This is a genomic window from Hyphomicrobium sp. (genome assembly GCF_020852195.1).
In the GTDB taxonomy this organism is placed as follows: Bacteria; Pseudomonadota; Alphaproteobacteria; order Rhizobiales; family Hyphomicrobiaceae; genus Hyphomicrobium_C.
On the sequence record NZ_JADZBI010000126.1, the window covers coordinates 1 to 26,757 of the forward strand.

The 26,757-nt window shown below is 67.3% G+C and carries 28 protein-coding genes and 1 pseudogene; 17 read left to right on the forward strand and 12 right to left on the reverse strand.

The genetic code is table 11. From position 1 onward, the window contains the following. The 11 genes from IT540_RS10020 to IT540_RS10070 all read left to right on the forward strand — a co-directional run. The coding region (locus IT540_RS10020; RefSeq protein WP_291176647.1) for a cbb3-type cytochrome c oxidase subunit I at window positions 1–382 on the forward strand (382 nt) is incomplete at its 5' end. A 171-nt stretch (window positions 383–553) separates the two neighbouring features. After that, window positions 554–1,480, forward strand: a complete 927-nt coding sequence (locus tag IT540_RS10025; protein WP_291176651.1) for a heme o synthase — start codon at window positions 554–556, stop codon at window positions 1,478–1,480. 5 nt (window positions 1,481–1,485) lie between these two features. Beyond that, window positions 1,486–1,665, forward strand: a complete 180-nt coding sequence (locus tag IT540_RS10030) for a hypothetical protein (protein ID WP_291176654.1) — start codon at window positions 1,486–1,488, stop codon at window positions 1,663–1,665. 24 nt (window positions 1,666–1,689) lie between these two features. Continuing rightward, window positions 1,690–2,340: a cytochrome c oxidase assembly protein gene (locus tag IT540_RS10035; RefSeq protein WP_291176658.1), complete on the forward strand. Its 651-nt coding sequence runs from the start codon at window positions 1,690–1,692 to the stop codon at window positions 2,338–2,340. A 128-nt stretch (window positions 2,341–2,468) separates the two neighbouring features. Then, complete coding sequence (locus IT540_RS10040; RefSeq protein WP_291176662.1) at window positions 2,469–3,428, forward strand: cytochrome c oxidase subunit 3; 960 nt, start codon at window positions 2,469–2,471, stop codon at window positions 3,426–3,428. Window positions 3,429–3,542: 114 nt separating this feature from the next. Continuing rightward, window positions 3,543–3,935, forward strand: coding sequence for a DUF983 domain-containing protein (locus IT540_RS10045; protein WP_291176666.1), 393 nt, complete (start codon window positions 3,543–3,545; stop codon window positions 3,933–3,935). 2 nt (window positions 3,936–3,937) lie between these two features. Next, window positions 3,938–4,702: an SURF1 family protein gene (locus tag IT540_RS10050; protein ID WP_291176670.1), complete on the forward strand. Its 765-nt coding sequence runs from the start codon at window positions 3,938–3,940 to the stop codon at window positions 4,700–4,702. A gap of 147 nt (window positions 4,703–4,849) precedes the next feature. Continuing rightward, window positions 4,850–6,262: a threonine synthase gene (gene thrC, locus IT540_RS10055; protein ID WP_291176674.1), complete on the forward strand. Its 1,413-nt coding sequence runs from the start codon at window positions 4,850–4,852 to the stop codon at window positions 6,260–6,262. Continuing rightward, a complete protein-coding gene (locus IT540_RS10060) occupies window positions 6,259–7,554 on the forward strand; it encodes a pitrilysin family protein (protein ID WP_291176677.1) in 1,296 nt (431 codons plus the stop codon). The genes thrC and IT540_RS10060 overlap by 4 nt, the downstream gene beginning before the upstream one ends. Then, on the forward strand, window positions 7,554–8,153 hold the full coding sequence (locus IT540_RS10065; RefSeq protein ID WP_291176680.1) for a GNAT family protein: 600 nt from the start codon (window positions 7,554–7,556) through the stop codon (window positions 8,151–8,153). Before IT540_RS10060 ends, IT540_RS10065 begins: the two co-directional genes overlap by 1 nt. Before the next feature lie 17 nt (window positions 8,154–8,170). Continuing rightward, window positions 8,171–11,977 (forward strand): EAL domain-containing protein, encoded by a 3,807-nt coding sequence (locus tag IT540_RS10070; RefSeq protein ID WP_291176683.1) that lies wholly within the window; start codon window positions 8,171–8,173, stop codon window positions 11,975–11,977. A gap of 76 nt (window positions 11,978–12,053) precedes the next feature. Here IT540_RS10070 and IT540_RS10075 read toward each other — a convergent pair whose 3' ends face one another. Then, window positions 12,054–12,668, reverse strand: a complete 615-nt coding sequence (locus IT540_RS10075; protein ID WP_291176686.1) for a YqgE/AlgH family protein — start codon at window positions 12,666–12,668, stop codon at window positions 12,054–12,056. A 249-nt stretch (window positions 12,669–12,917) separates the two neighbouring features. Here IT540_RS10075 and IT540_RS10080 point away from each other — a divergent pair, with 249 nt between their 5' ends. From IT540_RS10080 to IT540_RS10090, 3 genes are all read left to right on the forward strand, one after another. Beyond that, window positions 12,918–13,700, forward strand: a complete 783-nt coding sequence (locus IT540_RS10080; protein ID WP_291176689.1) for a protein-disulfide reductase DsbD domain-containing protein — start codon at window positions 12,918–12,920, stop codon at window positions 13,698–13,700. Window positions 13,701–13,742: 42 nt separating this feature from the next. After that, complete coding sequence (locus tag IT540_RS10085; protein WP_291176692.1) at window positions 13,743–14,228, forward strand: peroxiredoxin; 486 nt, start codon at window positions 13,743–13,745, stop codon at window positions 14,226–14,228. A gap of 178 nt (window positions 14,229–14,406) precedes the next feature. Beyond that, window positions 14,407–14,955 (forward strand): hypothetical protein, encoded by a 549-nt coding sequence (locus tag IT540_RS10090; protein ID WP_291176695.1) that lies wholly within the window; start codon window positions 14,407–14,409, stop codon window positions 14,953–14,955. A gap of 340 nt (window positions 14,956–15,295) precedes the next feature. Here the strand turns inward: IT540_RS10090 and rnhA are convergent, their stop codons facing one another. The 3 genes from rnhA to ispH are packed head-to-tail and all read right to left on the reverse strand — an operon-like array spanning window position 15,296 to window position 17,760. Continuing rightward, window positions 15,296–15,757: a ribonuclease HI gene (rnhA, locus tag IT540_RS10095; protein ID WP_291176698.1), complete on the reverse strand. Its 462-nt coding sequence runs from the start codon at window positions 15,755–15,757 to the stop codon at window positions 15,296–15,298. Beyond that, window positions 15,754–16,725 (reverse strand): homoserine kinase, encoded by a 972-nt coding sequence (locus IT540_RS10100; RefSeq protein WP_291176701.1) that lies wholly within the window; start codon window positions 16,723–16,725, stop codon window positions 15,754–15,756. Before IT540_RS10100 ends, rnhA begins: the two co-directional genes overlap by 4 nt. A 48-nt stretch (window positions 16,726–16,773) precedes the next feature. After that, window positions 16,774–17,760, reverse strand: coding sequence for a 4-hydroxy-3-methylbut-2-enyl diphosphate reductase (gene ispH, locus IT540_RS10105; protein ID WP_291176704.1), 987 nt, complete (start codon window positions 17,758–17,760; stop codon window positions 16,774–16,776). 183 nt (window positions 17,761–17,943) lie between these two features. On the opposite strand from ispH, the gene IT540_RS10110 reads away from it, so the two are divergent. Beyond that, the gene (locus IT540_RS10110) at window positions 17,944–18,600 is read left to right on the forward strand and encodes a hypothetical protein (protein ID WP_291176707.1); all 657 of its coding nucleotides are present in this window, start codon (window positions 17,944–17,946) and stop codon (window positions 18,598–18,600) included. A gap of 145 nt (window positions 18,601–18,745) precedes the next feature. Continuing rightward, window positions 18,746–19,519 (forward strand): enoyl-ACP reductase FabI, encoded by a 774-nt coding sequence (gene fabI, locus IT540_RS10115; protein WP_291176710.1) that lies wholly within the window; start codon window positions 18,746–18,748, stop codon window positions 19,517–19,519. A 34-nt stretch (window positions 19,520–19,553) separates the two neighbouring features. Here fabI and IT540_RS10120 read toward each other — a convergent pair whose 3' ends face one another. The 7 genes from IT540_RS10120 to IT540_RS10150 form a co-directional block, all read right to left on the reverse strand. Then, window positions 19,554–19,880 carry a hypothetical protein gene (locus IT540_RS10120; protein WP_291176713.1) on the reverse strand — a complete coding sequence of 109 codons (327 nt, stop codon included), beginning with the start codon at window positions 19,878–19,880 and terminating at the stop codon, window positions 19,554–19,556. Then, window positions 19,877–20,884, reverse strand: coding sequence for an alpha/beta fold hydrolase (locus tag IT540_RS10125; RefSeq protein WP_291176716.1), 1,008 nt, complete (start codon window positions 20,882–20,884; stop codon window positions 19,877–19,879). The genes IT540_RS10120 and IT540_RS10125 overlap by 4 nt, the downstream gene beginning before the upstream one ends. Window positions 20,885–21,075: 191 nt before the next feature. Next, the gene (gene atpF / locus IT540_RS10130; protein WP_291176719.1) at window positions 21,076–21,567 is read right to left on the reverse strand and encodes a F0F1 ATP synthase subunit B; all 492 of its coding nucleotides are present in this window, start codon (window positions 21,565–21,567) and stop codon (window positions 21,076–21,078) included. A 7-nt stretch (window positions 21,568–21,574) separates the two neighbouring features. Continuing rightward, window positions 21,575–22,159, reverse strand: coding sequence for a F0F1 ATP synthase subunit B' (locus IT540_RS10135; protein ID WP_291176722.1), 585 nt, complete (start codon window positions 22,157–22,159; stop codon window positions 21,575–21,577). 80 nt (window positions 22,160–22,239) lie between these two features. Next, window positions 22,240–22,464, reverse strand: a complete 225-nt coding sequence (locus IT540_RS10140; RefSeq protein ID WP_026867805.1) for a F0F1 ATP synthase subunit C — start codon at window positions 22,462–22,464, stop codon at window positions 22,240–22,242. Between the two features lie 98 nt (window positions 22,465–22,562). Then, window positions 22,563–23,279: a F0F1 ATP synthase subunit A gene (locus tag IT540_RS10145; RefSeq protein ID WP_291176731.1), complete on the reverse strand. Its 717-nt coding sequence runs from the start codon at window positions 23,277–23,279 to the stop codon at window positions 22,563–22,565. Between the two features lie 59 nt (window positions 23,280–23,338). After that, complete coding sequence (locus tag IT540_RS10150) at window positions 23,339–23,755, reverse strand: AtpZ/AtpI family protein (protein WP_291176725.1); 417 nt, start codon at window positions 23,753–23,755, stop codon at window positions 23,339–23,341. A gap of 258 nt (window positions 23,756–24,013) precedes the next feature. Between IT540_RS10150 and IT540_RS10155 the strand changes: the two genes are divergently transcribed. After that, window positions 24,014–25,030 (forward strand): NAD-dependent epimerase/dehydratase family protein, encoded by a 1,017-nt coding sequence (locus IT540_RS10155; RefSeq protein WP_291176728.1) that lies wholly within the window; start codon window positions 24,014–24,016, stop codon window positions 25,028–25,030. Window positions 25,031–25,132: 102 nt separating this feature from the next. On the opposite strand, the pseudogene IT540_RS10160 reads toward IT540_RS10155, so the two are convergent. Beyond that, a pseudogene (locus IT540_RS10160) lies at window positions 25,133–26,757 on the reverse strand (chromosome segregation protein SMC); the annotation flags it as partial.

The following is a 26,757-nucleotide window of genomic DNA, read 5'->3' on the forward strand; positions in this document are numbered from 1 at the left end:
CTACTACTGGTTCCCGAAGATGACCGGCTACATGTACTCGGAGTTCTGGGGCAAGCTGCACTTCTGGATCACGTTCGTCGGCGCCAACGTGCTGTTCTTCCCGCAGCATTTCCTCGGCCTCGCAGGCATGCCGCGCCGCTACGTGGACTATCCGGACGCCTACGCGTTCTGGAACTATGTCTCGTCGATCGGCTCGTACATGACGGCGGTCGGAACGCTCTGCTTCTTCATCGGCGTGTTCGTCGCGCTGGCCCGCAAGGTGCCGGCCGGCAACAACCCGTGGGGCGCGGGCGCGACGACGATCGAGTGGACGCGGCCGTCACCGCCGGCGTTCCATTCGTTCGAGACGCTGCCGCGCATCTCCGGCAGCTCGCACCACTAAGCGGGCTCTCGGGCACACGTCAGGCGAAGCGGCGGAGGCGGAAGCTCCGCCCTTCGTCCGCAGGTTCAAACCTCAGGTGGGCGGTCCTCCGCCCACCGCGATCTCAAGGCCGCAACGGAGAATTGCGCGCAGCACAAGCGGGGGCAACCCGCGGCGGGAGGATGGGAGACTATGAGTGGATTGACTGCCGAGGGCGCGCTCGCCCGCTCCGTGACCAGCGCGGAGCCTTCGGTCGGCGACTTTCTCGAGCTGATGAAGCCGCGCGTGATGTCGCTCGTGGTGTTCACCTCGCTCGCAGGTCTGTTCGCGGCGCCCGGCACGCTGCATCCGGTTCTGGCGCTGATCGCCATCCTTTGCATCGCCGTCGGCGCGGGCGCCTCGGGTGCGCTCAACATGTGGTACGACGCCGATATCGACGCGCGCATGGCGCGCACCGCGGCGCGGCCGATCCCGCGCGGGCGCGTCACGGCGGACGAGGCGCTGGCCTTCGGCTCCGTGCTATCGGTGATGTCGGTGGTGACGCTCGGCGTGCTCGTCAACTGGGTGGCGGGTGCGCTGCTGGCGCTGACAATCGCCTACTACGTCTTTTTCTACACCATGTGGCTCAAGCGGCGGACGCCGCAGAACATCGTCATCGGCGGTGCGGCGGGTTCGTTCCCCCCAATGATCGGATGGGCCGCCGTCACCGGGACGGTGAGCATCGAGAGCGTGCTTCTGTTCCTCATCATCTTCATGTGGACGCCGCCGCACTTCTGGGCGCTCGCGCTCTACCGCTGCCGCGACTACGAGCGCGTCGGCGTGCCGATGCTGCCGGTGGTGGCGGGTGCCGACGAGACGCGCCGACAGATCCTGCTCTATTCGCTGGTGCTGACACCGCTCGCGGTCGTGCCCTATTTCATCGGGCTCGGCGGCGTCGTCTATGCGGCCGTCTCGATCGCGCTCGGCCTTGCCTTCATCTATCTCGCCGTCAAGGTGTGGCGGATTCGGGAAGGGCGGGCAGCGGACCATGCGGCCAAGCAATTGTTCGGCTTCTCGATCCTCTATCTCTTCCTTCTGTTCGGAGTGCTCCTCGGCGAGCACCTCGCACTCAAGATCTAGGACCGGTGAGCGCCGTGGGATACATCGACGTCAAAGACCGAGAGGTGGCAGTGGCACACGACGCGGACGAGGAAGCGAAGCGCCTTCGGCGCCAGCGCCTGCGGTCGGTGGCCATCGCGGTCGGTCTCGGATTTCTGGTGCTTTTGTTCTACGCGGCGACCATCGTGCGCATGGGCAACCACTAGCGCGGCGGTGACCAAGGAGCTGATGTGACGACAGACGGTCAGAACGACGCGAGCGCTCCCGCAGCGGAGCCGAAACGGGACCCGGTGCGCCGGGGCTCGAACCGCGGCGTCGTGTTGAGCTGCCTCGCCGCGTTGCTCACCATGGGCGCCATGACGTGGGCCGCGGTTCCGCTCTATCGCCTCTTCTGCCAGGTGACCGGCTACGGCGGCACGCCGATGCGGGCCGACAAGGCGCCCGATATCGTCTCCGACCGTACCATTACGGTGCGGTTCGATGCCAACGTCGCGCCCGGCATGCCGTGGACGTTCGAGCCCGTGCAGCGCACTGTGCAGCTCAAGCTCGGCGAGAGCATGCTGGCCTTCTACAAGGCGCACAACACCTCCAACGTGCCGGTCAAGGGCACGGCGAGCTTCAACGTCTCGCCCGATGCGGCAAGCGTGTTCTTCAGCAAGATCGAGTGTTTCTGCTTCACGGAGCAGACGCTCGCGCCTGGCGAGAGCGTCGACATGCCGGTCTCGTTCTTCGTGGATCCGTCGATTGCGACCGATCGCGATGCGTGGGCGATCAAGGAGATCACACTTTCCTATACGTTCTATCCCGTGGCCGACACCGGCGCCAAGGCCGAGGCCCCGAAGGGCGCGGTCACGCCGGAGGAGGAACGGCGGGGAGGTTGACGGAGGGTTTGCGGCCGCCGGCAGGCGTCTGCGAGAGTTCAAGGTGATAGATCCAGGGTGACCGGTCCGGCACGTTCGGGCCGGCTGCTCCGGGGGGGACGAAACGGACGGGGACTACGGAGACGAAAATGGCCCAAGCGCACGGCAAGCAACACGACTACCATCTGCTCGATCCCAGCCCATGGCCGCTCGTGGCCTCGCTGTCGGCGTTCGTGACTGCCGTCGGCGCCATCATCTGGATGCGCTCGCTCGGCGAAGGCGCTTCGGGTCTGTTCGGGCTGCAGGGGCCTTGGGTGTTCTTACTCGGCTTCCTCGGCCTCGCCACGACGGCCTTTCTATGGTGGCGCGACGTCATCATCGAAGCCAACCGCGGCGACCACACGCCGGTCGTGCAACTCCATCTGCGCTACGGCATCATCCTGTTCATCGCCTCGGAGGTGATGTTCTTCGTGGCCTGGTTCTGGGCCTATTTCGATTTCGCCTTCTTCCCGGCGGACGTGCACACCATCGACAACATGAAAGAAGCCGTCGGCATGGTGCAGCGGAACGAGCTGTTCGGCGGACAGTGGCCGCCAGTCCCGGTGGAGGCGACCGAAGCCGTGGTTCCGACCACGGGCGCTCCGGTCGAGGGCTACTTCAAGGGCACCTTCGACCCCTGGGGCATCCCGCTCGTCAACACGCTGATCCTGCTGTCGTCGGGCTGCACGGTGACCTGGGCGCATCACGCTCTGCTCAAGAACGACCGGCGCGGTCTCGTGCTCGGCCTTCTCGCGACGGTGATCCTCGGCGCCATCTTCACCGCCTTCCAGGCCTACGAGTACATGCACGCCGCCTTCACCTTCGGCGGCCATGCCTATGGGTCGGCCTTCTTCATGGCCACCGGCTTCCATGGCGCGCACGTGATCATCGGCACGATCTTCCTGCTCGTGTGCCTCATCCGTGCGATCCGCGGGGCTTTCACGCCGCAGCAGCATTTCGGCTTCGAGGCTGCTGCCTGGTACTGGCACTTCGTCGACGTGGTCTGGCTGTTCCTGTTCGCGGCCATCTACGTCTGGGGAGCCGGTGCCAACGCGGGTGCCGCGCACTAAAGTTTCGGACCGAAGTGATCGCGCTTCAGGCGCGTCATTCGGCCGATTGACGTAGAACGTGGGGGTCGGGACCTTGAGCCCGACCCCTTCGTCCATTCCGAGGAGCAGAAGGCCATGGCGGGCGGCGAAACGGATAAGGCATCGGAGCGAGGCGTCAACCCGCTGTTCGCTGGCACGCTCGCACGCTGTCCGCGCTGCGGGCTCGGCCCGCTGTTCCACAACGGGCTGATGCTGAGGCCGGCGTGCAGCGGCTGCGGGCTCGACTACCGGTTCATCGACACCGGGGACGGACCGGCGGTGTTCGCCATCCTGATCCTCGGCTTCGTGGTGCTGGGGGGTGCCCTGTTCGTCGAGTTCCGCTACGAGCCGCCGGTCTGGGTGCACGTGGTGCTGTGGGGGATCCTGACGCCGCTCCTGGCGTTCATTCTGCTGCGGTTCCTGAAGGCGATCCTGATCGCGCTGCAGTGGACCCACAAGGCGGAAGAAGGCCGGCTGGCCAAAGACTGACCATGGTGCAAGGCTACGAGCTACGGCGCACCGGACTGCGCGGCCTGATCTGGCCAGCGGTGTTCACGCTTGCGATGCTGCCGGTCCTGATCGGGCTCGGCGTCTGGCAGCTCCAGCGCCTGGCGTGGAAGGAGGGGCTGATGGCCTCGATCGCGGACGGGCTCGGCAAGCCGCCCGCGCCGCTCGAGCAGCCTCCCGAGGCGTGGAAGGGCCTCGCCGACAAAGAGTACCGGCCGGTATCCGTGGTCGGCCATTTCCGTCACCAGGACGAGCGGCGCCTCTTCGCCACCGCGGGCAACACGATGGGCTGGCACATCTACACGCCGCTCCAGACGGAGGGCGGCAGGCTCCTGTTCGTCAACCGCGGCTTCGTGCCGGATGCACTGAAGGACCCGGCCAGCCGCGCAGCCGGCGAGGTCGCGGGACAGGTGACCGTGACGGGCCTCGTGCGCAAGCCGGGCAGCAAGGGCTGGTTCGAGCCCGATGCGGACCTCGCCCGCAACATCTGGTATTGGCGCGACCTCGAGGGCATGACGGCCTCGCTCGCCTCGGAGCAGGATCGCGCGCGCGTGCTGCCGTTCTTCGTCGATGCCGCCGTCGAGCCCGCCAATCCGGGCGGCTGGCCCAAGGGCGGCGTGACGCGGCTCGACATCCCGAACCGGCATCTGGAGTACGCGTTGACGTGGTTCGGGCTCGCGGCGACGCTTGTCGCCGTGTTCGCGGCCTTCGCCTGGACACGGCTGCGTTCGGAGCCGGGTTCGGAATGAGTTTTCCTCTCCCTCGTTGGGGGCGTTAAGGTTGTGCGGAGGAGGCCCCGCAAGCCCGTTGCTTGATCGCCCGCAGGCGGGCCTTTACAGCGTAAGGGCAGATCCGCATTCCCGTGCGGCGGCCCTACAACCCAGGACAGCAAGCCTGTGACTTACATCTCCACCCGGGGCGAGGCGGCCTCTCTCACGTTCGAGGACGTGCTGCTGGCCGGACTCGCGCGCGACGGCGGGCTTTACGTGCCGGAGACCTGGCCGACGCTCGCGCCGGCTACGATCGCGTCGTTCGCGGGGCGGCCTTTCGCGGAGGTGGCCGCGGAGGTGATGGCGCCGTTCGTCGGGGATTCGATCGACAGGGCGACGCTGCTTGCCATGGCCCGAGAAGCTTATGGCCGCTTCGGACATCCGGCGGTGACGCCGCTCACGCAGATCGACCGCAACCGCTGGGTGCTCGAGCTGGTCCATGGGCCTCCGCTCGCGTTCAAGGACGTGGCGAGGCAGCTCCTCGCGCGGCTCATGGACCCCGCGCTCGCGCGGCGCGGGCGGCGCGCCACCATCGTCGGCGCCACCTCGGGCGATACGGGTGGCGCGGCCATCGAGGCGTTCCGTTCCTCGCAGCGCGTCGACGTGGTGATCCTTTTCCCCGATGGGCGCGTCTCAGACGTGCAGCGGCGCATGATGACGACGCCCACGGAGGCCAACGTGCATGCGGTCGCCATCAAGGGCACCTTCGACGACTGCCAGGCGCTCGTCAAAGCGATGTTCAACGACCATGCGTTCCGCGATGCCTTGAGCCTGTCGGGCGTGAACTCCATCAACTGGGCGCGCATCGTGGCGCAGGTGACGTATTACTTCGTCGCCGCGGTGGCGCTCGGCGCGCCGCATCGCAGGGTCAGCTTCGCGGTGCCGACCGGCAACTTCGGCGACATCCTCGCCGGCTGGGTGGCGAAGCGCATGGGGCTGCCGATCGAGACGCTCGTCATCGCCTCCAACGAGAACGACATCCTGCCGCGCGCGCATGCCACCGGCGTCTACGAGATGCGAGGTGTGGTCGAGACCAGCTCGCCGTCGATGGACATCCAGATCTCGTCCAACTTCGAGCGATACCTGTTCGAGGCTTCCGGACGCGATGCAGGCTTCATCCGCGGCGCCATGGGGACGCTGGCGCAGGGCGGACGGTTCGAGCTCGGCAAATGCGCCGAGCTGTTCAGGCAGGAGTTTGCCGCCGCGTCAGCAAGCGAGGCGGACGTTGCGGATGCGATCCGGCGCACGAAGGATGTGAGCGGCTATCTGATGGACCCGCATACGGCGTGCGGGCTCGTGGCGCTGGAGCGGAGCCTTTCGCAAGCGGAGGCTCCCGGCATCGTGCTTGCGACGGCGCATCCGGCGAAGTTCCCGGATGCCATGGAGCGGATCATGGGCCAGCGGCCGGAGCTGCCGCCGCGGCTTGCGTCGCTGCTCACGGATCCCGAGCGCTTCCCGGTGATCGAGAACGACCTCGGGGCCGTCAAGCGCTTCGTCGAGAGTGCGGCGCCGCCGGCGGCGTCGGCGGGTGCGCTATGACGGAAGAGATCACGCGGCTCGCCAACGGTCTCACCGTCATCACCCATACCATGCCCCACCTCGAGACCACCTCGCTCGGGATCTGGGTCGGCGTCGGCTCGCGGCACGAGAGGGCGGACGAGAACGGCATCTCGCATTTTCTCGAGCACATGTCGTTCAAGGGCACGGCCTCCCGTACGGCACAGGCGATCGCCGAGGAGATCGAGGCCGTGGGCGGAGAACTCAACGCTGCCACCGGGCTCGAGACGACGGCCTATTTCGCCCGCGTGCTCAAGGGGGACGAGGGCGTCGCGCTTGAGCTGCTGGCGGATATCCTGCTCAACTCAAGGTTTTTACCGGACGAGCTGGAGCGCGAGCGTGAGGTGATCCTGCAGGAGATCGCCGGCACGCGCGACATGCCGGAGGACATCGCCTTCGAGCTGGTCAACGACGCGGCCTATCCGGGGCAGCCGATCGGGCGGACTATTCTCGGGCCGGCAGCCAACGTGCGCCGCTTCACGCCGGCCGACCTCTCGGCCTTCCTCAAGAGGCACTACAAGCCCCAGCGGATGGTGCTTTCTGCGGCGGGGGCAACCCAGCACGCGCCACTGGTTCGCCACGCTGAGGCCCTATTCGGAAGGCTCACTCAGGATCAAGGTGCGGGGGAGGAGCCGGCACAGTACCACGGCGGCGTCCGCTGGCGGCAGAAGCGCTTCGAGCAGAGCCATCTTGCGCTCGCGTTCGAAGGGCCTTCCTATCGTGACAATGCGTATTTCACGGCCCAGGTCTTTTCGGGGCTCTTCGGCGGGGGGATGTCATCCCGCCTGTTCCAGGAGGCCCGGGAGAAGCGAGGGCTTTGCTATTCGATCTATTCGTCCGCGTGGGGGCTCGGCGACACGGGTCTTCTTGCGGTGCACGCGGCGACGGGGACCGAGCTGATGGCCAGCCTCATAGACGTGACGGGCGCGGAGCTCGAGGATGTGGCCGGGCGCGGTCCTTCCGCAGCCGAGCTCAACCGGGCGAAAGCTCAGCTCAAGGCCGGGCTGCTAATTAGCCTCGAATCATCTTCGGCCCGTGCCGAGCAGATGGCGCGGCATATGTTGGCGCACGGACGGATCGTCGGCAGCGACGAGCTGATCCGCAAGGTGGATGATGTGAGCGTAGAGGACGTCGCCCTGTTCGCGCAGGGCCTCACCGCGCGGCGGCCATCGGTCGCCGTGGTCGGAGCCGGCAAGGCGTCGGAGCGGCTTGCGTCGGAGGCCGCGCAACGGATGGGCCGCGGATCGGTCAGCTCGGAGGCAAGGACAGCCTGATGGCGTTCCTGAGGGCCGGAAACGCGACGGAATGGGCGGTCATTCAGGGCCGCGGCGTCTGGCTGCGTCCGCCTCAACCCGGCGACTACGTCTCCTGGGCGGAGCTCAGGGCGCTGAGCCGTGCGCATCTCGTGCCGTGGGAGCCCGCCTGGCCGCGCGACGACCTCACGAAAAGCGCCTATCGGCGGCGAATCAAGCACTACCAGCGCGAGGCGCGTGACGACCTCGGCTATGCCTTTCTCGTGTTCGAGGCCGAAAGCGACCGGCTGATCGGTGGCCTCACCCTTTCCAATGTCCGGCGCGGGGTCACGCAGTCGGCGATGCTCGGCTACTGGCTCGGCCTTCCGTTCGTCGGCAAGGGTCACATGACGGTGGCAGTGCGCGCCGTGCTGCCGCACGCCTTCGAGTCGCTCAGGCTGCACCGCGTCGAGGCGGCCGCGCAGCCCGGCAATGCGCGCTCGGTCGGCGTGCTGAGGCGCGCGGGCTTCGTCGAGGAAGGTCTCGCGCGGCGCTATCTCAAGATCAACGGCACGTGGCAGGACCACCTCCTGTTCGCGATCCTTGCCGAGGACTGGATGGCGCGGGAGGTCGAGCGGTGAGGGGATCGTGGAAGCCCATGCTCCGGATCATTCCGGCGGCCTCCGGCGCGCTCCGGTTCTCGCTCGTGCTGCTCGCCGGGCTCGTGGCGCTCCTGGCGCATCCCGAGCCGGCGCTCGCGCTCAAGGCGATCGAGATCGGCTCGGATCAGGGGCGGGTCGAGATCACCACGCTCGGCGACCTCTACGAATCCCGCGGCGACAGCCTGCAGGTGGAGACGGCAGCCGGCGCCGACGGGCTCGCCGGGCGCATGTCGGTCGACGCGACGACGCCGGGCACCAACCCGAACTGGGTGGTGTTCGCGCTCACCAATCCGACCGACAAGCCGGTGGAGCGCTGGCTGTCGGCCGACCGCTACAGCGTCATCGGCTCCGGCGTCGTGTGGCCGGATCTCGACGCGCGGCGCATCGAGAAGGTGATGCCCTCCATCGGCTTCGTGCCGGAGCGCATCAAGAGCGACCGTGCCGACGTGTTCCGTATCACGCTCGAGCCCGGCCAGACCATCACCTATGTCGCCGAGCTTTCCTCCGAGCGCTTCACGCGCCTCTACCTCTGGAAGCCGCTCGACTACGAAATCAAGATCTCCGACCGCCAGCTCTTTAACGGCGTGCTGCTCGGCCTCACGGGCCTGCTCGCGATCTTCCTCACGGCGATCTTCGCCGCCAACCACAAGCTGGTGTTTCCCGCCGCGGCGCTGGTCGCCTGGTGTGCGCTCGCCTACCTCTGCGTCGACTTCGGCTTCTTCCACAAGCTGTTCCTGCTGAAGCCCGAGGCGAACGCCGTCTATCGCGCGGCCTCGGAGGCGGCGCTCGCCGCGAGCCTCGTCGTGTTCCTGCACGTGTTCCTGAGACTCGCGCTGTGGCACGGCCTCGTGCGGATGCTGATCACGGTCTGGCTGGTGGCGCAGTTCTCGCTCATTGCGGTGGCGATCATCGACCCGCGCCTCGCGGCTACCTTCGCGCGGCTGTCGTTCGTGTTCATCGGGTTCACGGGAACCGGGCTCATCCTGTTCCTCGCGCTGCGCGGCCAGGATCGGGCGCTGTCCCTCATCCCGACCTGGATCCTGTTCCTGGTCTGGATCTTCGGCGCCGGCGTCGCGCTCACGGGCAAGCTCTCGGGCGAGGTCGTGGTGTTCGGGCTCGTCTCGGGGCTGGTGCTGATCCTGCTCTCGATCGGCTTCACGGTCACGCAATACGCCTTCCGCTCGATCGAGCCGCTCTACGGGGCCGCGCCGTCGGAACTGCAGGCGCGCTCGATCGCCGTCGACGCCTCGGGCGCGGCGGTGTGGGAATGGAACGCCAGGCGCGACGAGGTGAAAGTCAGCCCGGCGGTGGAACTGCTGCTCGGGCTCATGCCCGGCGATCTTTCGTCGCGCACCGACGAGTTCCTGCGTCACCTGCATCCGTCGGACCGGGAGCGGTTCCGACTGGCGCTGTTCACGGTGCAGGAGCGGCGCGACGGCAAGATCTGCTGCGATTTCCGCCTGCGGCAGGCCGACAACAACTCTCGCTGGTTCGAGCTCGAGGCCGCGGGCGTGCCGGGCTCCGATCCGCGCTCGTTCAAGTGCGTCGGTCTCATTCGCGATGTGACGGACGCCAAGCGCGCGCACGAGCGGCTTCTGCACGACGCGGTGCACGACAGCCTGACGGGGCTGCCCAACCGCGAGCTTCTGCTCGACCGGCTGCAGGTGGCGATGGCGCGCGCCAAGTCCGAGCCGCAGATCCGGCCGACTGTGCTCATCATCGACATCGACAAGTTCACGAGCCTCAACTCATCGCTGGGGCTGGTGCTTGGCGACAGCCTGCTGCTCACCATCGCACGCCGCCTGCAGCGCCATCTCGGTCCCAACGATACGCTGGGGCGCATCGCGGGCGACCGCTTCGCGCTGCTTCTGCTGCAGGACCAGCCAGTGCCGGAGCTCGCGCAGCACGCGGAGCGGATCCGCCGCTCCCTGCGCTCGCCGATCAAGATCGCGGGGCAGGAGATCGTACTCACGGGCTCCATCGGCATTGCCGCGCACGACGGCGAGGAGACGAGCCACGCGGACCTGCTCAAGAAGGCCGAGATCGCCATGTTCCGCGCCAAGCGCGCCGGGGCCGACCGCATCGAGGTGTTCTCTCCGGAGATGCGCGGCGACCAAGACGACCGGCGGGCGCTGGAAGCGGACCTGCGCCGCGCCATGGAGAAGAACCAGCTCCGCGTCGCATATCTGCCCGTCATCTACCTGCCGACCGAGGAGCTTGCGGGATTCGAGGCGGTCGCCCGCTGGGACCATCCTCAGCTCGGCCCCGTCGATCCTGTCGCGTTCGCGCCGCTGGTCGAGGATACCGACCTCATCGTCAAGCTCGGAGCCTACCTCCTGCAGCGCACCTCGCGCGATGTTATCGCCTGGCAGAAGGAGTTTCCGCGCAGCGAGGCGCCGCTGTTCGTCAGCGTCAATATCTCGAGCCGCCACCTGTTCCGGCAGGAGGTGGTGCAGGAGATCCGCCACATCCTGGGACGCACCGTGGTGCCCAAGGGCTCGATCCGCCTCGAGGTGACCGAGCAGGTTGCGCTCGAGAATCCCGAGCAATCGACCGAGGTCCTCGAATGGCTCAGGGGTGCGGGCGCGGAGATCGTGATCGACGAGTTCGGCACCGGCTACTCGTCGCTGTCCTATCTCGAGCGGCTGCCGTTCGACACGATCAAGATCGATCAGGCGTTTATGCAGGCCGGCGCCGTCAAAGGCGGCAACGACAGCGCGCTCGTGCGCTCGATGGTGGCGCTCGCGCATGAGCTTGGCAAGAAGGTCGTGGCCAAGGGGATCGAGACCGCCAACGAGGTGAGCTTCCTGCGCTCGATCGAGTGCGAATATGCGCAAGGGCCCTATTGCGGCAACGCCATTGCGGAGACCGAGGTGGCCCAGGTGCTGGCCGCGGTCAGGATGAGCGAGAACAAGCACAAGCCGGTCGGCGTGTTCCGGCCGAAGCCCAAGAAGAAGTCCGCACGGCAGGGTGCGGCGGTGAAGAAGCCCGATGCAGCGGCCGCCCAGCCGCAGGCCGCTGCCAACGGCGCGCATGCACCTCACGCTAATGGTGCAAACGGGGCCGCGCGGCCGCATGCTGTGAACGGTGCCCATCCGCCTCCGTCGCCCGCCGAGAACGGTGCCGCCGCGGCGTCCGCTCCGCGTAAGGGGCGTCTCGGGCGCTTGCGCCAGGAAACCGCCAACGGTGCCGTGCGCGAGCCTGCTGCCCCATTGCAGGGTGTGCCGCCGCCGGTGGTGCCGCTGCAGCCTGCGCATGCCGGTGCGGCACGCGCCGGGCTCGCACAACCTCCCCCGCCGCCGGCTCCGCATGCGACCCGACTCGCGGACGTTCTGCCCGACGTCTCGGCGGATGCGACGACCAGACCGGCCGCGTCGAACAAGGCGCGCCCGCCGCTTGCCAACGGTCCGAGCGGTCCGCCGCCACTGCGACCTCCGCCCACGCAGCTCAGGCCGCCGCCTGTTCCTTCGGCGCCGAGCCCCGTCAGCGCGATGCCGCCCCCGCCGCCATTGCCGCCTCAGCTTGCCGATGTTCCGCAGCGGCCGATCCTCGTGCAGTCGGCGCCGCCTCCTCCGCCGCCTCTCCCGCCCGCCGCGACGGCGGCGCCCGTGCCGCCGTTCCCGCCGCCGCTCAACTCGGGTGCGTCAGTCCAACGGCCCCAGCCGACGCGACCTCCGACGACCGTTGCGGCCGGCGCCGGCAAGCCCGCTTCCATACGACCGGAGCCGGATTTCTCGAACCTTCCGCCTGCGATCGCGGAGAGCCTCGCACGCCTTGCCGGCGTATCGCGCAAGTCGAATTGAATTGAGATAACGGGCGCAACAGGCATCGAGCGGCTGCGCAATGAGCGCTACCGGCTGCCCACGCACGCTAACCTTGTCAGGCGTGGCCGGCGTCGTTCACGAGATGCGAGGGGTCGACGCCGATCTTGGCCAGCGCGCGCACGTACTTGCCTTCGACGTCGGGATCGAACAGCAGATTGAGGTCGGGCGGGCAATGCAGCCAGCCGTTGGCCTGGATCTCGCTTTCGAGCTGGCCTGCAGACCAGCCTGCGTAGCCGAGCGCCAGCATCGCGTGCACTGGACCTTCACCTTGTGCAATGGCCTTCAGGATCTCGATCGAGGCGGTGAGGCTCACGTCGCGATCGATCGGCAGCGTCGATTCACTCGAATGATAGTCGGATGTGTGCAGGACGAAGCCGCGCCCGGTCTCGACCGGACCGCCGACATGGACCTGCCGCTCGAGGATGTCGTTCGAGATGCCGTCCTCGGCGCCCTGCGGGATGATGCCGAGCCGCTCGAGCAGGTCGGGAAAGCTGATGTGGTCGGCGCGGTGGTTTATGATGAGCCCCATGGCGCCGTCGTCGGAATGGGCGCAGATATAGATCACGGAGCGGGCGAACCGCCGATCGGTCATCAACGGCATGGCAACGAGAAGCTGCCCCTTGAGGCAACTGTCGCCGCGCCTCCTGCGCTTCGTCTTCGGCGTACTCATGGCGAGAGACTAGCCCCCGGGGCGGGCGCCTGTGAAGCTGTCAAATCCAGAGAGCCCGAAAGTTGCGTTGTGGTCAAATATGCTCGTATCCCGATCTGATATAGCGTGGCCGATGTGCTAAGTATTTGTGCACGCCGGCATGCCTGAGAGTTGAGGCTGATGACGAGTTCGAGAACCCGCCTTCTGCAGCTTGCTACCACTGCCATATTTGCTCTCGCCGCGGCGGCTTCAAGCGGGGCGGCGCAAGCCATGGCGGCTAGTTCGCCGTGGGTCGAAGGACACAAGGCCAAGGTGAGGCTGCTGGCCGGCCGGCTGGCGTCCGATGATTCGGGCGTCGTGCGCGCCTTCGTCGAGATCGTGCTCGAGCCCGGCTGGAAAACTTACTGGCGCACGCCGGGCGATGCGGGTGGCCTGCCGCCGTCGTTCGACTGGTCGAAGTCGTCGAACCTGGCCGCCGCTGAGGTGGCGTTCCCGGCTCCGCAGCGCTTCACCGACAAGGCCGGCAGCACGATCGGCTACGAGGGCGGCGTCGTGCTGCCGGTTGCCTTGACGCTGCAACGGCCCGATGCGCCGGCCTCGCTCGTGGTCGGTCTCCACTATGGCATCTGCAAGGATATCTGCATCCCCGCCGAGGCGGAGTTGGCGCTCGATGTTGCGGCCGACGACTCCGAGGTGCTGCCTGCGGATGCCGTTCAGGCGCTCGATCAGGTTCCGAGGCCGCAGGACAAGCTTGCTCCGGGTGATCCCGTGCTGACTGCGGCCCGTGCAACTCTCGACGGGGCGGCGTCCAAGATCACGATCGAGGCGCGCTTTCCCGAGGGAGATGCCGGCGCCGATGTGTTTCTCGAAGCCCCGGACGGGCTGTTCCTGCCGCTTCCCGAGCGCGTCGACGGCGCCGAAGGTGGCGGGGGGGCCGTGTTCGAGGCGCCGCTCGGCGCCGACGTGGACCTCGCTGCGCTCAAGGGCAAGACCGTTACTGTCACGCTGGTCAGCGCAACCGGCGCCTCGTTCGCCACGTTCGTCGTGGAATAACCCCTCATACAACTCAATAGAAGCAGGCTTGGAGAGAGATCCATGAGCATTAAGGTTGGCGACAGGCTGCCAGAGGCCACGTTCACGGTGATGGGCGAGGACGGCCCCAAGCCAGCCTCGTCCGGCGATCTTTTCAAGGGTAAGAAGGTCGTGCTGTTCGCGGTGCCGGGCGCCTTTACGCCGACCTGTAGCGAGCACCACCTGCCGGGGTTCGTCGGACATGCGGACGACCTCAAGGCCAAGGGGGTCACGACCATCGCCTGCACGGCGGTCAACGACGTGTTCGTCCTCAATGCCTGGGCCAAGGCGCGGGGAGCGCAGGGCGCCATCACCATGCTCGCCGACGGGAACGGCGATTTCGCCAAAGCGCTCGGGCTCGACATCGACCTTTCGAAGTTCGGGCTCGGGACTCGCTCCCAGCGGTACGCGATGGTGGTCGATGACGGGGTGGTGCAGTATCTCGCTGTCGAGGACAGTCCACCCGAGCATATCAAGGCCACGGCAGAGAAAGTCCTCGCCTCGTTCTAAGTCGATCCCGACGATCTATACTTTGCTATTACTTATGTCCTGTCGGGGGAGCCTGTTTTTCCCGAAGTGGACATATTGACGCGCTTGCGTTCCGTTTCCTTGTTTCAGCCCTGTGCTTGTGCGACTGGCGCCATCGTTCAGTAAGTAGTTGTTAAGCAAGTAGCAGGGGATCCAAGAGATGAGAAAGACCGTCTTCGCCGTCGCGGCGATGCTGTGTGCGTTCGCCGGCGCGACGTCTGCGGACGCCCGTCCGTCTCGCGACGACAGCTGGAATCCGTTCATTCAGCATTCCTCGTCCGTCACCAGCGATACGCGTGCAACCCGGGTCAAGGCGAAGCGCCAGCGCGCCGCCTCGCGCCAGCGTGGGCAGCGCGTGCGCTATGCCGCACGTCAGGCCCGCCAAGCCCGCCGCTACACGGCGCGCACCGAGTCCTACAACACGGGAAGCTACCGCGGTGGCGCTGGCCCGCGTCCGCGCGCCTGGTGCGGCTGGTGGATGCGCACGCAGCGCGGCGGCGGCCCGCACCTCAACGTGGCCTGGAACTGGAGCAAGTGGGGCCGCGCGAGCAGTCCGCAGGTCGGCGCCGTTGTTGTCTGGCGCCACCACGTGGGCGAGATCGTCGGCCGTGCGCCGAACGGCCAGTGGCTGGTCCGCTCCGGAAACGACGGCGGTGCCGTGCGCACGCGTGCCCGGTCGGTGGCCGGCGCCGTGTTCCGCGTGGGCTAGCCGGCTCCGCGAGCCGTTTTGCCGCTACCAAGGGCCGCCAGCTGGAATCCGGCCGGCGGCCTTTTTTGCTGTGGTTCTGGGCGCGACTGCGGGCGGTGCTTACGCGGAAGCTTGCGTGGGTCCCGACCTTCGTCGGGATGACGGATTTTGTGGTTGCCGATTGCCCAATCTCAACGTAATCCCGGCGTCATGGCGAAGCTATGCTCCGCATGGACGGCCTGGATCCACGCCAGTTCCCACAAAATGCTACGCCAGCAGAATCCTCGTGCGACGGCGCACCTCGGATCGTCCTGCCAAGCTGTTTCCGACATGGTGAGAAGGGCCAGGGCGAGAGACCTGACTAGCCGGGCTTGAGCTTGAACTCGGCCATGCCCTCGCGGGCAAGCTCGTCGGCGCGCTCGTTCTCCGGGTGGCCGGCGTGGCCCTTGACCCAGTGCCACGTTACCCGATGCTGCGCCAAAGCCTGCTCGAGGCGCTGCCACAGCTCGGCGTTCTTGACCGGCTTCTTGTCGGCCGTGCGCCAGCCGTTGCGCTTCCAGCCGTGAATCCAGGTCGAGATGCCGTTGCGGACATAGGCGCTGTCCGTATAGACGTCGGCCTCGACCCCGAATTTCAAGGCTTCGAGGGCCGAGATGGCCGCCATCAGCTCCATGCGGTTGTTTGTGGTGAGAGCTTCGCCGCCTTTGATCTCCTTGCGGTGGTCGTTCCAGATCAGAATCGCGCCCCAGCCGCCGGGGCCAGGGTTCCCCGAGCAGGCGCCGTCCGTGTAGATCTCGATCTTCCTCGGCTGTTCCCGGCTCACGGCGCGTGCTCCAGGCCGTACTCGCCCGGCGACGTCACCTCCTGGTGGAAGCGGAGGCGGCGTACGTAGGCGTTGGGGTCGTGCGGCTTCACCAGCGCGTTGCGGTCGGTGTGCAGCCAGTCGTAGGCGCGCGTGACGAGAAAGCGCAGGGCCGCTCCGCGGGCCAGGATAGGAAACGCCTCGCGCTCGGCCGCGGTGAGGGGCCTCAGTGCCTGATAGGCCGTGAGCAGCGCCCGCGCCTTGGTGGCGTTGAACGAGAAGTCCGCCTCGAAGCACCAGGCGTTGAGGCAGATGGCGAGGTCGTAGGCCCAGGCGTCGTTGCAGGCGAAATAGAAGTCGATGAGGCCGGACAGGCGCTCGCCGACGAAGAAGACGTTGTCCGGGAACAGGTCGGCGTGAATGACGCCGGACGGCAGGCTCCTCGGCCAGGCGCGGTCGAGGTAGGCGAGTTCGTAGGCGATGAGGTTGCCAAGCCCGTGGGCGATCTCGTCGGCGCGGGTGGCGAAGCGGTCGAACACCTCATGCCAGCCTTCGAGACCGAGGCTGTTCGGCCGTGTCATCGGGAAGTCCGCGCCTGCGAGGTGCAGCTCGGCGAGAGCGCGACCCACGGCGCCGCAATGAACGGTGCGGGGACGGCGTGGCCAGACGCCCTCCAGGTATGTCACCAGGGCGGCCGTGCGCCCCGCGATGGTCGTCAGCACCTCGCCCGCCCGATTTCGCACCGGCAGCGGGCAGGAGATGCCGCGCTTGGCGAGGTGCTCCAGCAGACCTAGAAAGAACGGCAGATCGGCGGGGTCGACACGGCGCTCGTAGAGCGTGAGGATGAATGTGCCCTCGCTCGCGTGCACCAGGAAGTTGGTGTTCTCGACACCTTCGGCGATGCCCTTGTAGGAGAGCAGCTCGCCCAGGCCGTAGTCGGCGATAAGTGGGGCAAGCTCGTCATCCGTCACTTCCGTGTAAACGGCCATGGGCTTCTTCTCGGGCGACTTTAGGGGACGGATGCGTGGCGGTCGGTTTCAGGCGGCGGGCTCGCGCAGCTCGCGCGGGACGTTAAAGGCAATGCGCTCGCTGGCGGTCGTAACCTGCTCGACCGAGATCGCAAAGCGTTCCTTCAGGGAGTCGAGCACCTCGTCGACGAGGGATTCCGGCGCCGAGGCGCCCGCCGTTATGCCGACGGCGGAGAGACCCTCGAACTCGTCCCACGGGATGTCCGCAGCGCGCTGGATCAGCACCGCCTTCGGGCAGCCGGCGCGCTCGGCTACCTCCACGAGGCGCAGCGAGTTCGACGAGTTCGGTGCGCCGACCACGAGCACAAGCCCGACCTTGCCGGCGATGGCCTTGACGGCCGCCTGGCGGTTGGTCGTGGCGTAGCAGATGTCCTCCTTGTGCGGGCCGACGATGGACGGGAAGCGCCGTTTCAGGATGGCGACAATGCCGGCCGTGTCGTCGACGGAGAGCGTCGTCTGCGTCACGTAGGCGAGCTGGGTGGGGTCCTCGGGGACGAAGGCCTCAGCGTCGGCCGCCGATTCGATCAAGGTTACCGTGCCCGGCGGGAGCTGGCCGGTGGTGCCCTCGACCTCCGGGTGGCCGGCGTGGCCGATCAGCACGATCCGGCGGCCCTCGGCGTGGTGGCGGGCGGCTTCCATATGCACCTTGAAGACCAGGGGGCAGGTGGCGTCGATGGCGAAAAGATTGCGGGATCTTGCGGCAAGCGGCACCGACTTGGGGACCCCGTGTGCTGAAAAGATCACAGGCTGATCGGTGTCCGGAATCTCGCTGAGCTCCTCCACAAAAACGGCACCTTTGGCCTTCAGAGACTCGACCACGTACCGGTTATGAACGATCTCATGACGCACGTAGACGGGTGCGCCGAACTTGGCCAGCGCCAGCTCGACGATCTGGATCGCCCGATCGACACCCGCGCAGAACCCGCGCGGGGCGGCCAGGAGGACATTCAGGGCCGGACGCGTCGGCGGACTATGCTCGGCTCTGGTTGAGGGCATCGTAACGGGGTCCTCGGGTGGTGCGGCTCTGAGGGTGTGCGTCAACGGGAGCGGCCGCTTTGTGCTTCGAGACAAGGGTGATAGAGCTTGAGTCGACTGTCCTGGCATCCTAACGGCGCGACGGGCCGGGGGCACCCTGGCACCGGCCGGACACGACACGGGGATTATGCGGATCGGAGCGGAATGGCGCAATCCGTCATGAGGAGGTTCGGCACGGCCGTCGGCACCGCCGCAGCGCTTTTTGCGGCGGTTGCGGTCGGGGGGTGCGGCATGAGCTCGCTCACGTCGGGGTTCGGATCCAGCATCCTTGGCGGCTCCTCGGGCAGCGTCGAGCCCACGGGCGTCAGCGAACAGGACCTGATCGACGCGGCCAAGGCCGGAGGCGATGCGGCGCCCTCGTTCGCAGGCGGTGATGCCCAGCCCGGCTGCCCGCGCTTCGTCACCTGGCCGCGCGACAGCTATCTCACTATCTACGAGCCCGGCCGCGTCGGCGACGGCCTCGCCATCATGCATCGCGGGGAGATCACCAAGACCGCGCGCGAATGCCATATGAACGGCTCGCAGGTGACGGTGAAGTACGGCTTCTCGGGACGCATCCTGCTCGGTCCGCGCGGTCATTCCGGACCCATCTCGATGCCCATCAACGTGTTCGTCACCGACGCCAAGCGCGAGCGCGTCACGGAGGACAAGCTGCGCGTCGACGCATCGGTCGCGGTCGAGAATCCGATCGGCTATTTCTCGGCGGTGCGCACCGTGACGTTCGACGTGCCGGAGGGTGCGCGACCCGGCGAGTTCGAGGTCTACGTCGGCTTCGACCGCAACACCCCGAACGCGGGTTAAGCGAGGAGCCTCCGCCTTCGCCGGCAGCTCGGCCGGACCTTCTCCCGCAGCCTTCTGTCACACGAGGCCGCTTGGTCTCCCGTCATATTTCTCTTCGCACATCACGATGGCGCGGGCGTGCCGCGTGCAGGGCGGGAGATGATCGATGGCGGCCATTGTGGACCTCGCCGGAAAGCGGGGCCTTGTCGTGGGCATCGCCAATGCGCACAGCATCGCGGCGGGCTGCGGCGCGGCGTTTCGTGACGCCGGCGCGGAGCTCGCCGTCACCTATCTCAACGACAAGGCGGAGCCGTTCGTCAGGCCGGTCGCGGAAGCGCTCGGCGCGACGCTCACGGTGCCGTGCGACGTGCGCATACCCGGGCAGCTCGAGCAAGTCTTCGAGGCGATCGGCCGCGAATGGGGCCGGCTCGACTTCCTCCTGCATTCGATCGCCTTTGCGCCGCGCGAGGACCTGCACACGAGCGTCGTCAACTGCTCGGCCGAGGGCTTTGCGCTGGCCATGGACGTCTCCTGCCATTCGTTTATCCGCATGGCGCGGCTCGCGGCGCCCCTGATGACGGATGGCGGCTGCCTTTTGACGGTCAGCTTCTACGGCGCCGACCGCGTGGTTGAGAACTACAACCTCATGGGGCCGGTTAAGGCCGCGCTCGAAGCCAGCGTGCGCTACATCGCGGCGGACCTCGCCGAGCGGCACATCCGCGCGCACGCGATCTCGACTGGCCCCGTGAAGACGCGCGCGGCCTCGGGCATCGGACGCTTCGACGAGCTCCTCGACGAGGTACGCAAGCGGACGCCGGCGGGCCGGCTGGTCAGCATCGAGGAGATCGGGCGGGTCGCGGCGTTCCTGGTCAGCGACGCGGCGGCGCCGCTCTCGGGTTCCGTCGTCTACGCCGACAACGGGTTCCATACGGTGGCGTGAGTCCTGACTGCGGGCCGGCCGCCGGCGTGGCCGCTTATTGCAGGCGGGACAGTTCGTCGTGCAGGGGGCGCATGCTGTCGCGGGCCCATTCGTCGAGGGAGGCGAAGATGGCCGTCGCGGGCCAGCGCGGATCCTCCTCGGTGCTGCTCTTCCAGGTCAGATGCACCTCCGCGACGCGTCCATCGGACAGGGCGAAGAGCGCGTCGTCGGTGTCGGTGCGGCGGGCGATGAGGCGGACGCTCTCGCCGTAGAGCACGTGGAGGGGTGACAGCTCCACATCGAGCTGGCGCTCGAGGCCGGCGCCCACATCCGCGTCATCGATCGCATACCAGGGCTCAAGCCATTGCAGCGCGCCGGTCATGGTTTCGCGTTCGCCGCCGCAGAGATTTGCCTCGCGATCCGCTGCAGGCTGGGACTGCCGTCGGCAAGATAGCCGGCGTGAGGGTTTCCGGTGCCGAGATCCTCCGTCATATCGACGAACTCCATGCCGTCCGGCGGCTTGTGCGCTGTGCCGGCTCCGGTTGCTCCGAGACGGGCGGTCCCGTTCGCTATGCGCGAGTGGCGGGTAAGCACCGTATCATGTCTCGAGTAGTATACGTGGATACCTCCTCTCAAGCGGCCGACGGCCGTGTGGAGCCACGGCTCTTCGACAACGGCTTCGTCGATGTCGGGTGCGAGCCAGTTCATGATTGCGATTTCCGACGACGTTTCGGGATCACGCTTCAGGGCCTCTGCGAGCAGGTAGCATCCCATGCTGTGGCCAATCACGTTGATCGTGCGGTTCTCCGTCGTGGTCAGCGCCTTCAGGAGATCGAGGAACGATCGCGCACCGACGTCCGCCGCCCGGCGCTGATCGATGCCGTACATCCCAAGCTCGTAGCCCGGCTGATAGGGACGGTTCTTTGCCATCATCTCGAACTGGACGCGCTGGGCCGTCGGAAGCTCGTCAAGGGGCACTCCGAGGGCTGGCCAGTCGAACACGACGATGGAGCCATCATACTTGCCGTCGGCCAGGAGGTAGGACGTCAGGCCGGCGAAGTACGTGGCCACCTTGTGCTCCTGCGCATTGTAGCCGTGGACGAGGACGGTGACGGTCGGTTTCAGGTGCTCGCCGAGCGACCGGGCCGTCAGAGGCGCAAGGTCGATGGACGTGCCGTTTGCGGACAGCCTCTCCAGGCCGTGCGTTTCGAAGCGACGCGCGGAGACGTAGACGATGTTGGGCTGCAGCTCGACGCCGGCGTAGGGAAGTGGCCTGAAATAGAGGATGTACAGATACACGCCGGCCAGGAACAGCGCGCATGGGAGGACGCCGAACATAACCACGAAGCCGGCGATCGACCGAAGCGATGTGTCTTCGTCCTGCATGTTTCCCGCCCCCGTCCCCCGTATGCGGAAGGCCGCAAGCGGGAGATTATACAATTCGTCAGCCGGCATGCAGTCTTGCAAGCGCTCTTCTCCGCTGTCGGGTTGGCATCCGTTGCCGTCTGCCAACAAAAAAGCCGGGCGTGGGGGCCCGGCTTTCTCGATTGCGATGTTGTCTGAGGCGCGAGGCGCCGTCAGTTCAGCTTGCCCTTGAGGTCGCGGATGGCGGTGTCGATCAGCGACGTGCCGGCGTCGCCCGCGAGCTTCGCCTTGAGGATGGTCTCGGACGCCTTGACCGCGAGGTCGGCGGCAGCCGCGCGCACATCGTTTACGGCCTGAGCCTCGGCGCGGGCGATCTTTTCCTCGGCCGCCTTGGTGCGGCGCTCGACCTGCTCGGCCAGGGCCTTGCGCGTCTCGGCGGCCAGGCTCTCGGCCTCGCGCTTGGCGGCCTCGACGATGGACTTGGCCTCGTCCTCGGCCTCGCGCGTCTTGCGCTGGTAGTCTGCCAGGAGCTGCTGGGCCTCCTCGCGCAGGCGGCGGGCCTCGTCCAGCTCCGTGCGGATGCCGGCGGCGCGCTTGTCGAGCGCCTTGCCGATCAGGCCCGGCACGCCCTTCCAGATGAGGATGGCGACGAAGAGCAGGAACGAGATGAGGACCCAGAACTCGGGATAGGCGGGGTTCAGCATGACGGCCTCACTTGTCCGCGCCGGACGCGGCGAGCGCGCGGGCGATCTCGTCCTTGGTCGCGTTGACGTTCGACAGCGTGCCAACGATGGATACCACGGCGTCGCCGGCGATGTCCTTCACGCTGGCGAGTGCCTTGGTCTTGGTGGCGTCGATGGCGGCCTCGGCGTCGGCGAGCTTGCGAGCGAGCTGGTCCTCGACGGCCTTGCGGTCCTTTTCGACCTCGGCATTGAGGCTCTCGCGGGTTTGGCGTGCGATGGTCGAGGCATTGGCGCGCGCGTCCGACAGGGCCTTCTCGTAGGAGGCAAGCGCCTTCTCGGTCTCGGCCTTGAGGCGCTCGGCCGCGGCCAGGTCGCGCTGGATGCGGTCCTTGCGCTCCTCGATCACCTCGCCGATGCGCGGCAGCGCAATCTTCGACATGATCCAGTACAGGAGCACGAAGGTCACCGCGAGCCAGAAGAGCTGCGGCGCGAAGTCGGGCGCGTGGAGCTGCGGAAGGCCGCCTCCGCCCGCGTCATGCGCGTCGAAGGCCTCCGCGACATCCGTCCCTACGTCGATCGCAGCCGCGACGAGCGCGGTCATCGCTGCAGGCATTGGTCTCTCCAGGATGATACGGCTGCGGGCCAACCGCTCGGTGCGAGACCGAGGCCCTGGCCTGCCGCCCTAGACAGAGATCAGCCGAACAGGATGATCAGCGCGATGAGCAGGCCGAAGAGGCCGGTGGCCTCGGCGAGCGCGAAGCCGATCAGCAGGTTCGTGAACTGGCCTGGAGCGGCCGACGGATTGCGCAGGGCGCCCGACAGGTAGTTGCCGAAGATGTTGCCGATGCCAATGCCGGCGCCGATGAGCGCGAAGCAGGCGAGGCCGGCGCCGATGAACTTTGCTGCCTGGGGATCCATGGTCGTCTCCATTTAGAGGTTTTCGGTGGTTGAAGCTTGAGATCGCATGCCGTTCGTCAGGGTCCGGGCAGACCGCCCGATCCCCTCTCGGGCACGTGTCAGTGATGCATGTGGACCGCGTCGTTGAGATAGATGCAGGTCAACACCGTGAAGATGAATGCCTGCAGGAACGCCACCAGGAACTCGAGGCCCGTAAAGGCGGCCGTGAACAGAACCGGGAAAGCCTTGGCGACGAAGGGCAGGCTCACCGCGAAGCTGGCGAAGACCTTCAGCATCGTGTGTCCGGCCATCATGTTGGCGAACAGGCGCACGGAGAGGCTGACCGGGCGAATGAGGTAGGAGACGAGCTCGATCGGCACGATCAGCGGCATCAGCCAGAACGGCACGCCCTCGGGCACGAACAGCTTCAGGTAGCCGAGGCCGTGGCGTGCAAAGCCGATCAGCGTCACCGTGATCCAGACCATGGCGGCAAGGGCGAAGGTGACGATGATGTGGCTCGTCACCGTGAAGGAGCCCGGGATCATGCCGAGCATGTTGAGCGTCAGGATGAAAATGAAGATCGTGAACACCCAGGGGAAGTAGCGCATGCCTTCCTTGCCCAGGTTCTCGCGCACGATACCGGCGACGAACTCGTAGACGCTCTCGGCGATGGATTGGAGGCGTCCCGGCACAAGGGCACGGCGGCTCATGGCAAGGATCAGGAAGGTGGAGATCAGCACCAACGCCAGCACCATGAACAGGGACGAGTTGGTGAAGGAGATGTCGTAGCCGAACAGCTCAAGCGGCACGAGGCGCTTGATCTCGAACTGTGCCATGGGGCCATGGCTTTCCGCATGCCCCGCCACGTCTGCCGCTTCAGCCAATGTTCCGTCCCCTACCTTCCGTCGTCGTCCTCGTCGTCCGGAACCGCTTTCGCGCTCCGCTGCAGCGGCTCGGCCTCGGCCTGCAGGCGCCGGGCCGTGCGTATGATGTTCAAGAGGCCGGCCGCGAAGCCCAGCATCAGGAACAAAATCAACAACCACGGCGCCGTGCCGAACTGGTCGTCCAGCACCTTGCCGATGAACCCGCCGACGGCGATGCCGACGACGAGCTCGATGGCGATCTTCATCGCCTGGCCCATGGCCGCCCCGCGTGCCCGCCCGTCCGGTCCCGCAGGCTCCTTGGCGCGGGACTCGGCCCGGACCTTATCGAGCCGGGTGCCAAGGTCGGACGCGCGTTTACGGAAAGCCTCGCGATCCTCGGGAGAAAGCTCGCCGCGCGCCGGATTTTCGTCATCGTTCGACGCCGACATGGCTTCCCCCACCCGAGCCAGTACCCACGGGCTGAAACGGCCGGATTACCAACGGCGCGCACCATACCCGGAGGCTTCGCGGTGTCAAGCAATGGCCACATTTTTGGGGCTGCGGACGGGGTACGGCGAAACCGCGCAGGCGGGGCGGCTTTGCGCGAGGTTATGTGTGGCCTGGGATTACCTAGGGGCTGCGGATGTGCCGAACGCCATGGCGCCGGGATGACGCTTTCTTGGGGGCAGCCCTGTGGCTGAAACGAAATGACCCGGCGGGCCGTCATCGTCGGCGGGACGGGCCAAATCGGGCGCGCCGTTGCGGCTGAGCTTCTCGACGGGGGCTGGCATGTGACGCTTGCCGCGCGCGGAGGGCGAGCGTGTCCGGAAGACTTCCTCAGGCGCGGCGCGGCGTTCGTGGCCATGGACCGGGAGCAGCCGGGCATCTTGGGCAAGGTCATCGGCGACGGCGCGGACGCCGTCATCGATGCGGTCGCCTATGACGATGGGCATGCGCGGCAACTGCTGGCGATCGAGGGCGACGTCGGCGCTTTCGTGGTCATTTCGTCGGCCAGCGTTTATCGCGACGATCAGGGGCGGTCGCTCGACGAGGCGAAAGAGAACGGCTTTCCGCAGCTGCCCGTCCCAATCACGGAGACGCAGCCCACGGTCGATCCCGGTCCGGCAACCTATTCGACGCGGAAGGTTGCCCTCGAGCGGACGCTGCTCGATGGCGCCGAGCGGCCGGTCACGATCCTGCGTCCCGGTGCCATCCACGGCATGCACTCCAGCCACCCGCGCGAATGGTGGTTCGTCAAGCGCATGCTGGACGGCCGGCCCCTCATCCCGCTGGCCTACGAGGGCCGCAGCCGCTTTCACACGACGGCTGCCGCCAACATCGCCGCCCTCGCCGCGGCGGCGCTGGAGCATCCGGAGAGCCGCATCCTGAACATCGCGGACCCGGAGGCGTTGACCGTGGCGGAGGTCGGCGCCCTGATCGCAGAGCGCATGGGATACAGCGGCAGGATCGTGCCGCTGGCGTCCGATACGATCGGCTTGTCGCCTTGGTCGATCCCGCAGTCTTTCGTTCTGGATACACGGGCGGCAACGACGCTCGGCTATACGCCCCGCATGGCGTATCGCGACGCCGTTGGTCCGATCTGCGCCTGGCTCTCGCGGCAGGACGCCGATGCGTGGGAAGCCGCGTTCCCGGTGCTCGCGGGCTATTCCTGGCCGTTGTTCGACTACGCCAGTGAGGACAAGGCCGGGGTTGCAACCATTTGACGTCGAGGAAGAGGAAGCCTGCGTGGTCCCGGTCTTCGCCGGGATGACGTTGAGAGGAGGAGGCAGACGGCATTCACATGCCTTGTGCTGGCCTGAGGGGGCTCAGCCGGCCTCGCGGAAGGACTTGGCGGTCTCGAGGTCGACGGAGACAAGCTGGGAGATGCCCTTCTCGGCCATCGTGACGCCGAACAGGCGGTTCATGCGCATCATGGTCATCGGGTGGTGCGTGATGACCAGGAAGCGCGTTGCCGTCTCCTCCGCCATCTTCTCCATCAGCATGCAGAAGCGATCGACGTTGGCGTCGTCGAGCGGCGCGTCCACCTCGTCCAGCACGCAGATCGGCGACGGGTTGGTCAGGAACACGGCGAAGATCAGCGACAGCGCCGTCAGCGTCTGCTCGCCGCCAGAGAGCAGCGACAGCGTGGCCGGCTTCTTGCCGGGCGGCTTGGCGACGATCTCGAGGCCGCCTTCGAGCGGGTCCTCGCCCTCGATCATCTCGAGGCGGGCCTCGCCGCCGCCGAACAGCGTCGTGAACAGGCGCTGGAAGTGGCCGTTGACGGTGGTGAATGCCTCGTCGAGCCGCTTCTTGCCCTCGCGGTTCAATTGACCGATGGCGCCGCGCAGCTTGGCGATGGCCTGCTCGACGTCATCCTTCTCAGTCTCCATGCCGCTCATCTGCTCGAGCAAGGCGTTGAGCTCGTCGTCGGCCTGCAGGTTGACGCCGCCCAGGCGCTCGCGATCCGTCTTAAGGCGCTGCAAGGTGCGGTCGGCGTCGGGGAGCGCGGGCATGGATTCGGCCGGCGTCAGGCCAGCGAGGGCGAGGCATTCGTCCGGGTTCACGTTCAGCGATTCCCGGATGCGGCGCGCCTCCTCCTGGCGGCGCGTGCGGGCGCCTTCGAGCCGCGTTTCGGTGCGTGCGCGGGCCTCGCGTGCGGAGGCGACGGCGCCTTGCGCCTCGCGCAGCGCCTGTGCTGCCGCGCGAACCGCGCTCTCGGCGCGGGCGAGATCGTCGGCTGCTGCGTTGCGGGCGGACTCGGCGTCGGAGAGGGCGCCGAGCAGGCTCTGGCGGCGCTCCTCCAGGGCCGGGATGACCTCCTCCAAGGCGGCAATGTCGCTCTTGGTCTTGGCGAGGCGCTCCTTCAGTGCGGCGATGTGCTGGGCGGCGCTCTCGCTGCGCGAGGACCAGCGCGTGCGCTCGGCGGCGATTGCCTCCGCGCGGCGCTTGCGCGTCTCGCGCTCGCGTGCGTGCGCGGCGACGCGCGCCTGCGCGACGGAAAGTGCCGCGCGGCGGTCCTGCGCGGCCTTCTGTACCTCGGGCAGCCGGGTGGCCGGGTCCTCTGCGGCGTCAAGCTTCGCGAGCTCGTCCTCGATGTGGTCAAGGCTTGCTTGTGCCTCGCGAAGGTTGGTCTCGGCCTGCTCGCGGGCCTCGGCGACGGCGGCGAGCCTGGCTTCCGTCTCGCGCGCCTGGCGCTCGATGGCGGCGAGCGCATCGCGGGTCGCGACGTGGCTGGCCTGCGTCTCGCGCCACAGGGTGCGCAGGCGCTTCTCCTCCGCGGCGGCGGCGGCGTGTGCGTCGGCGGCCTCCTTGTCAAGGGCGGCGAGGCGCTGCATCTCCGCGCGCTGGGCCTTCTCGCGCTCGAACATGTCGGAGAGGCGGTTGCGCTCGGCGAGGCGCTGGGCGGCGGGAGTCATGCCGCCGGCGACGGCGATGAAGCCGTCCCACCGCC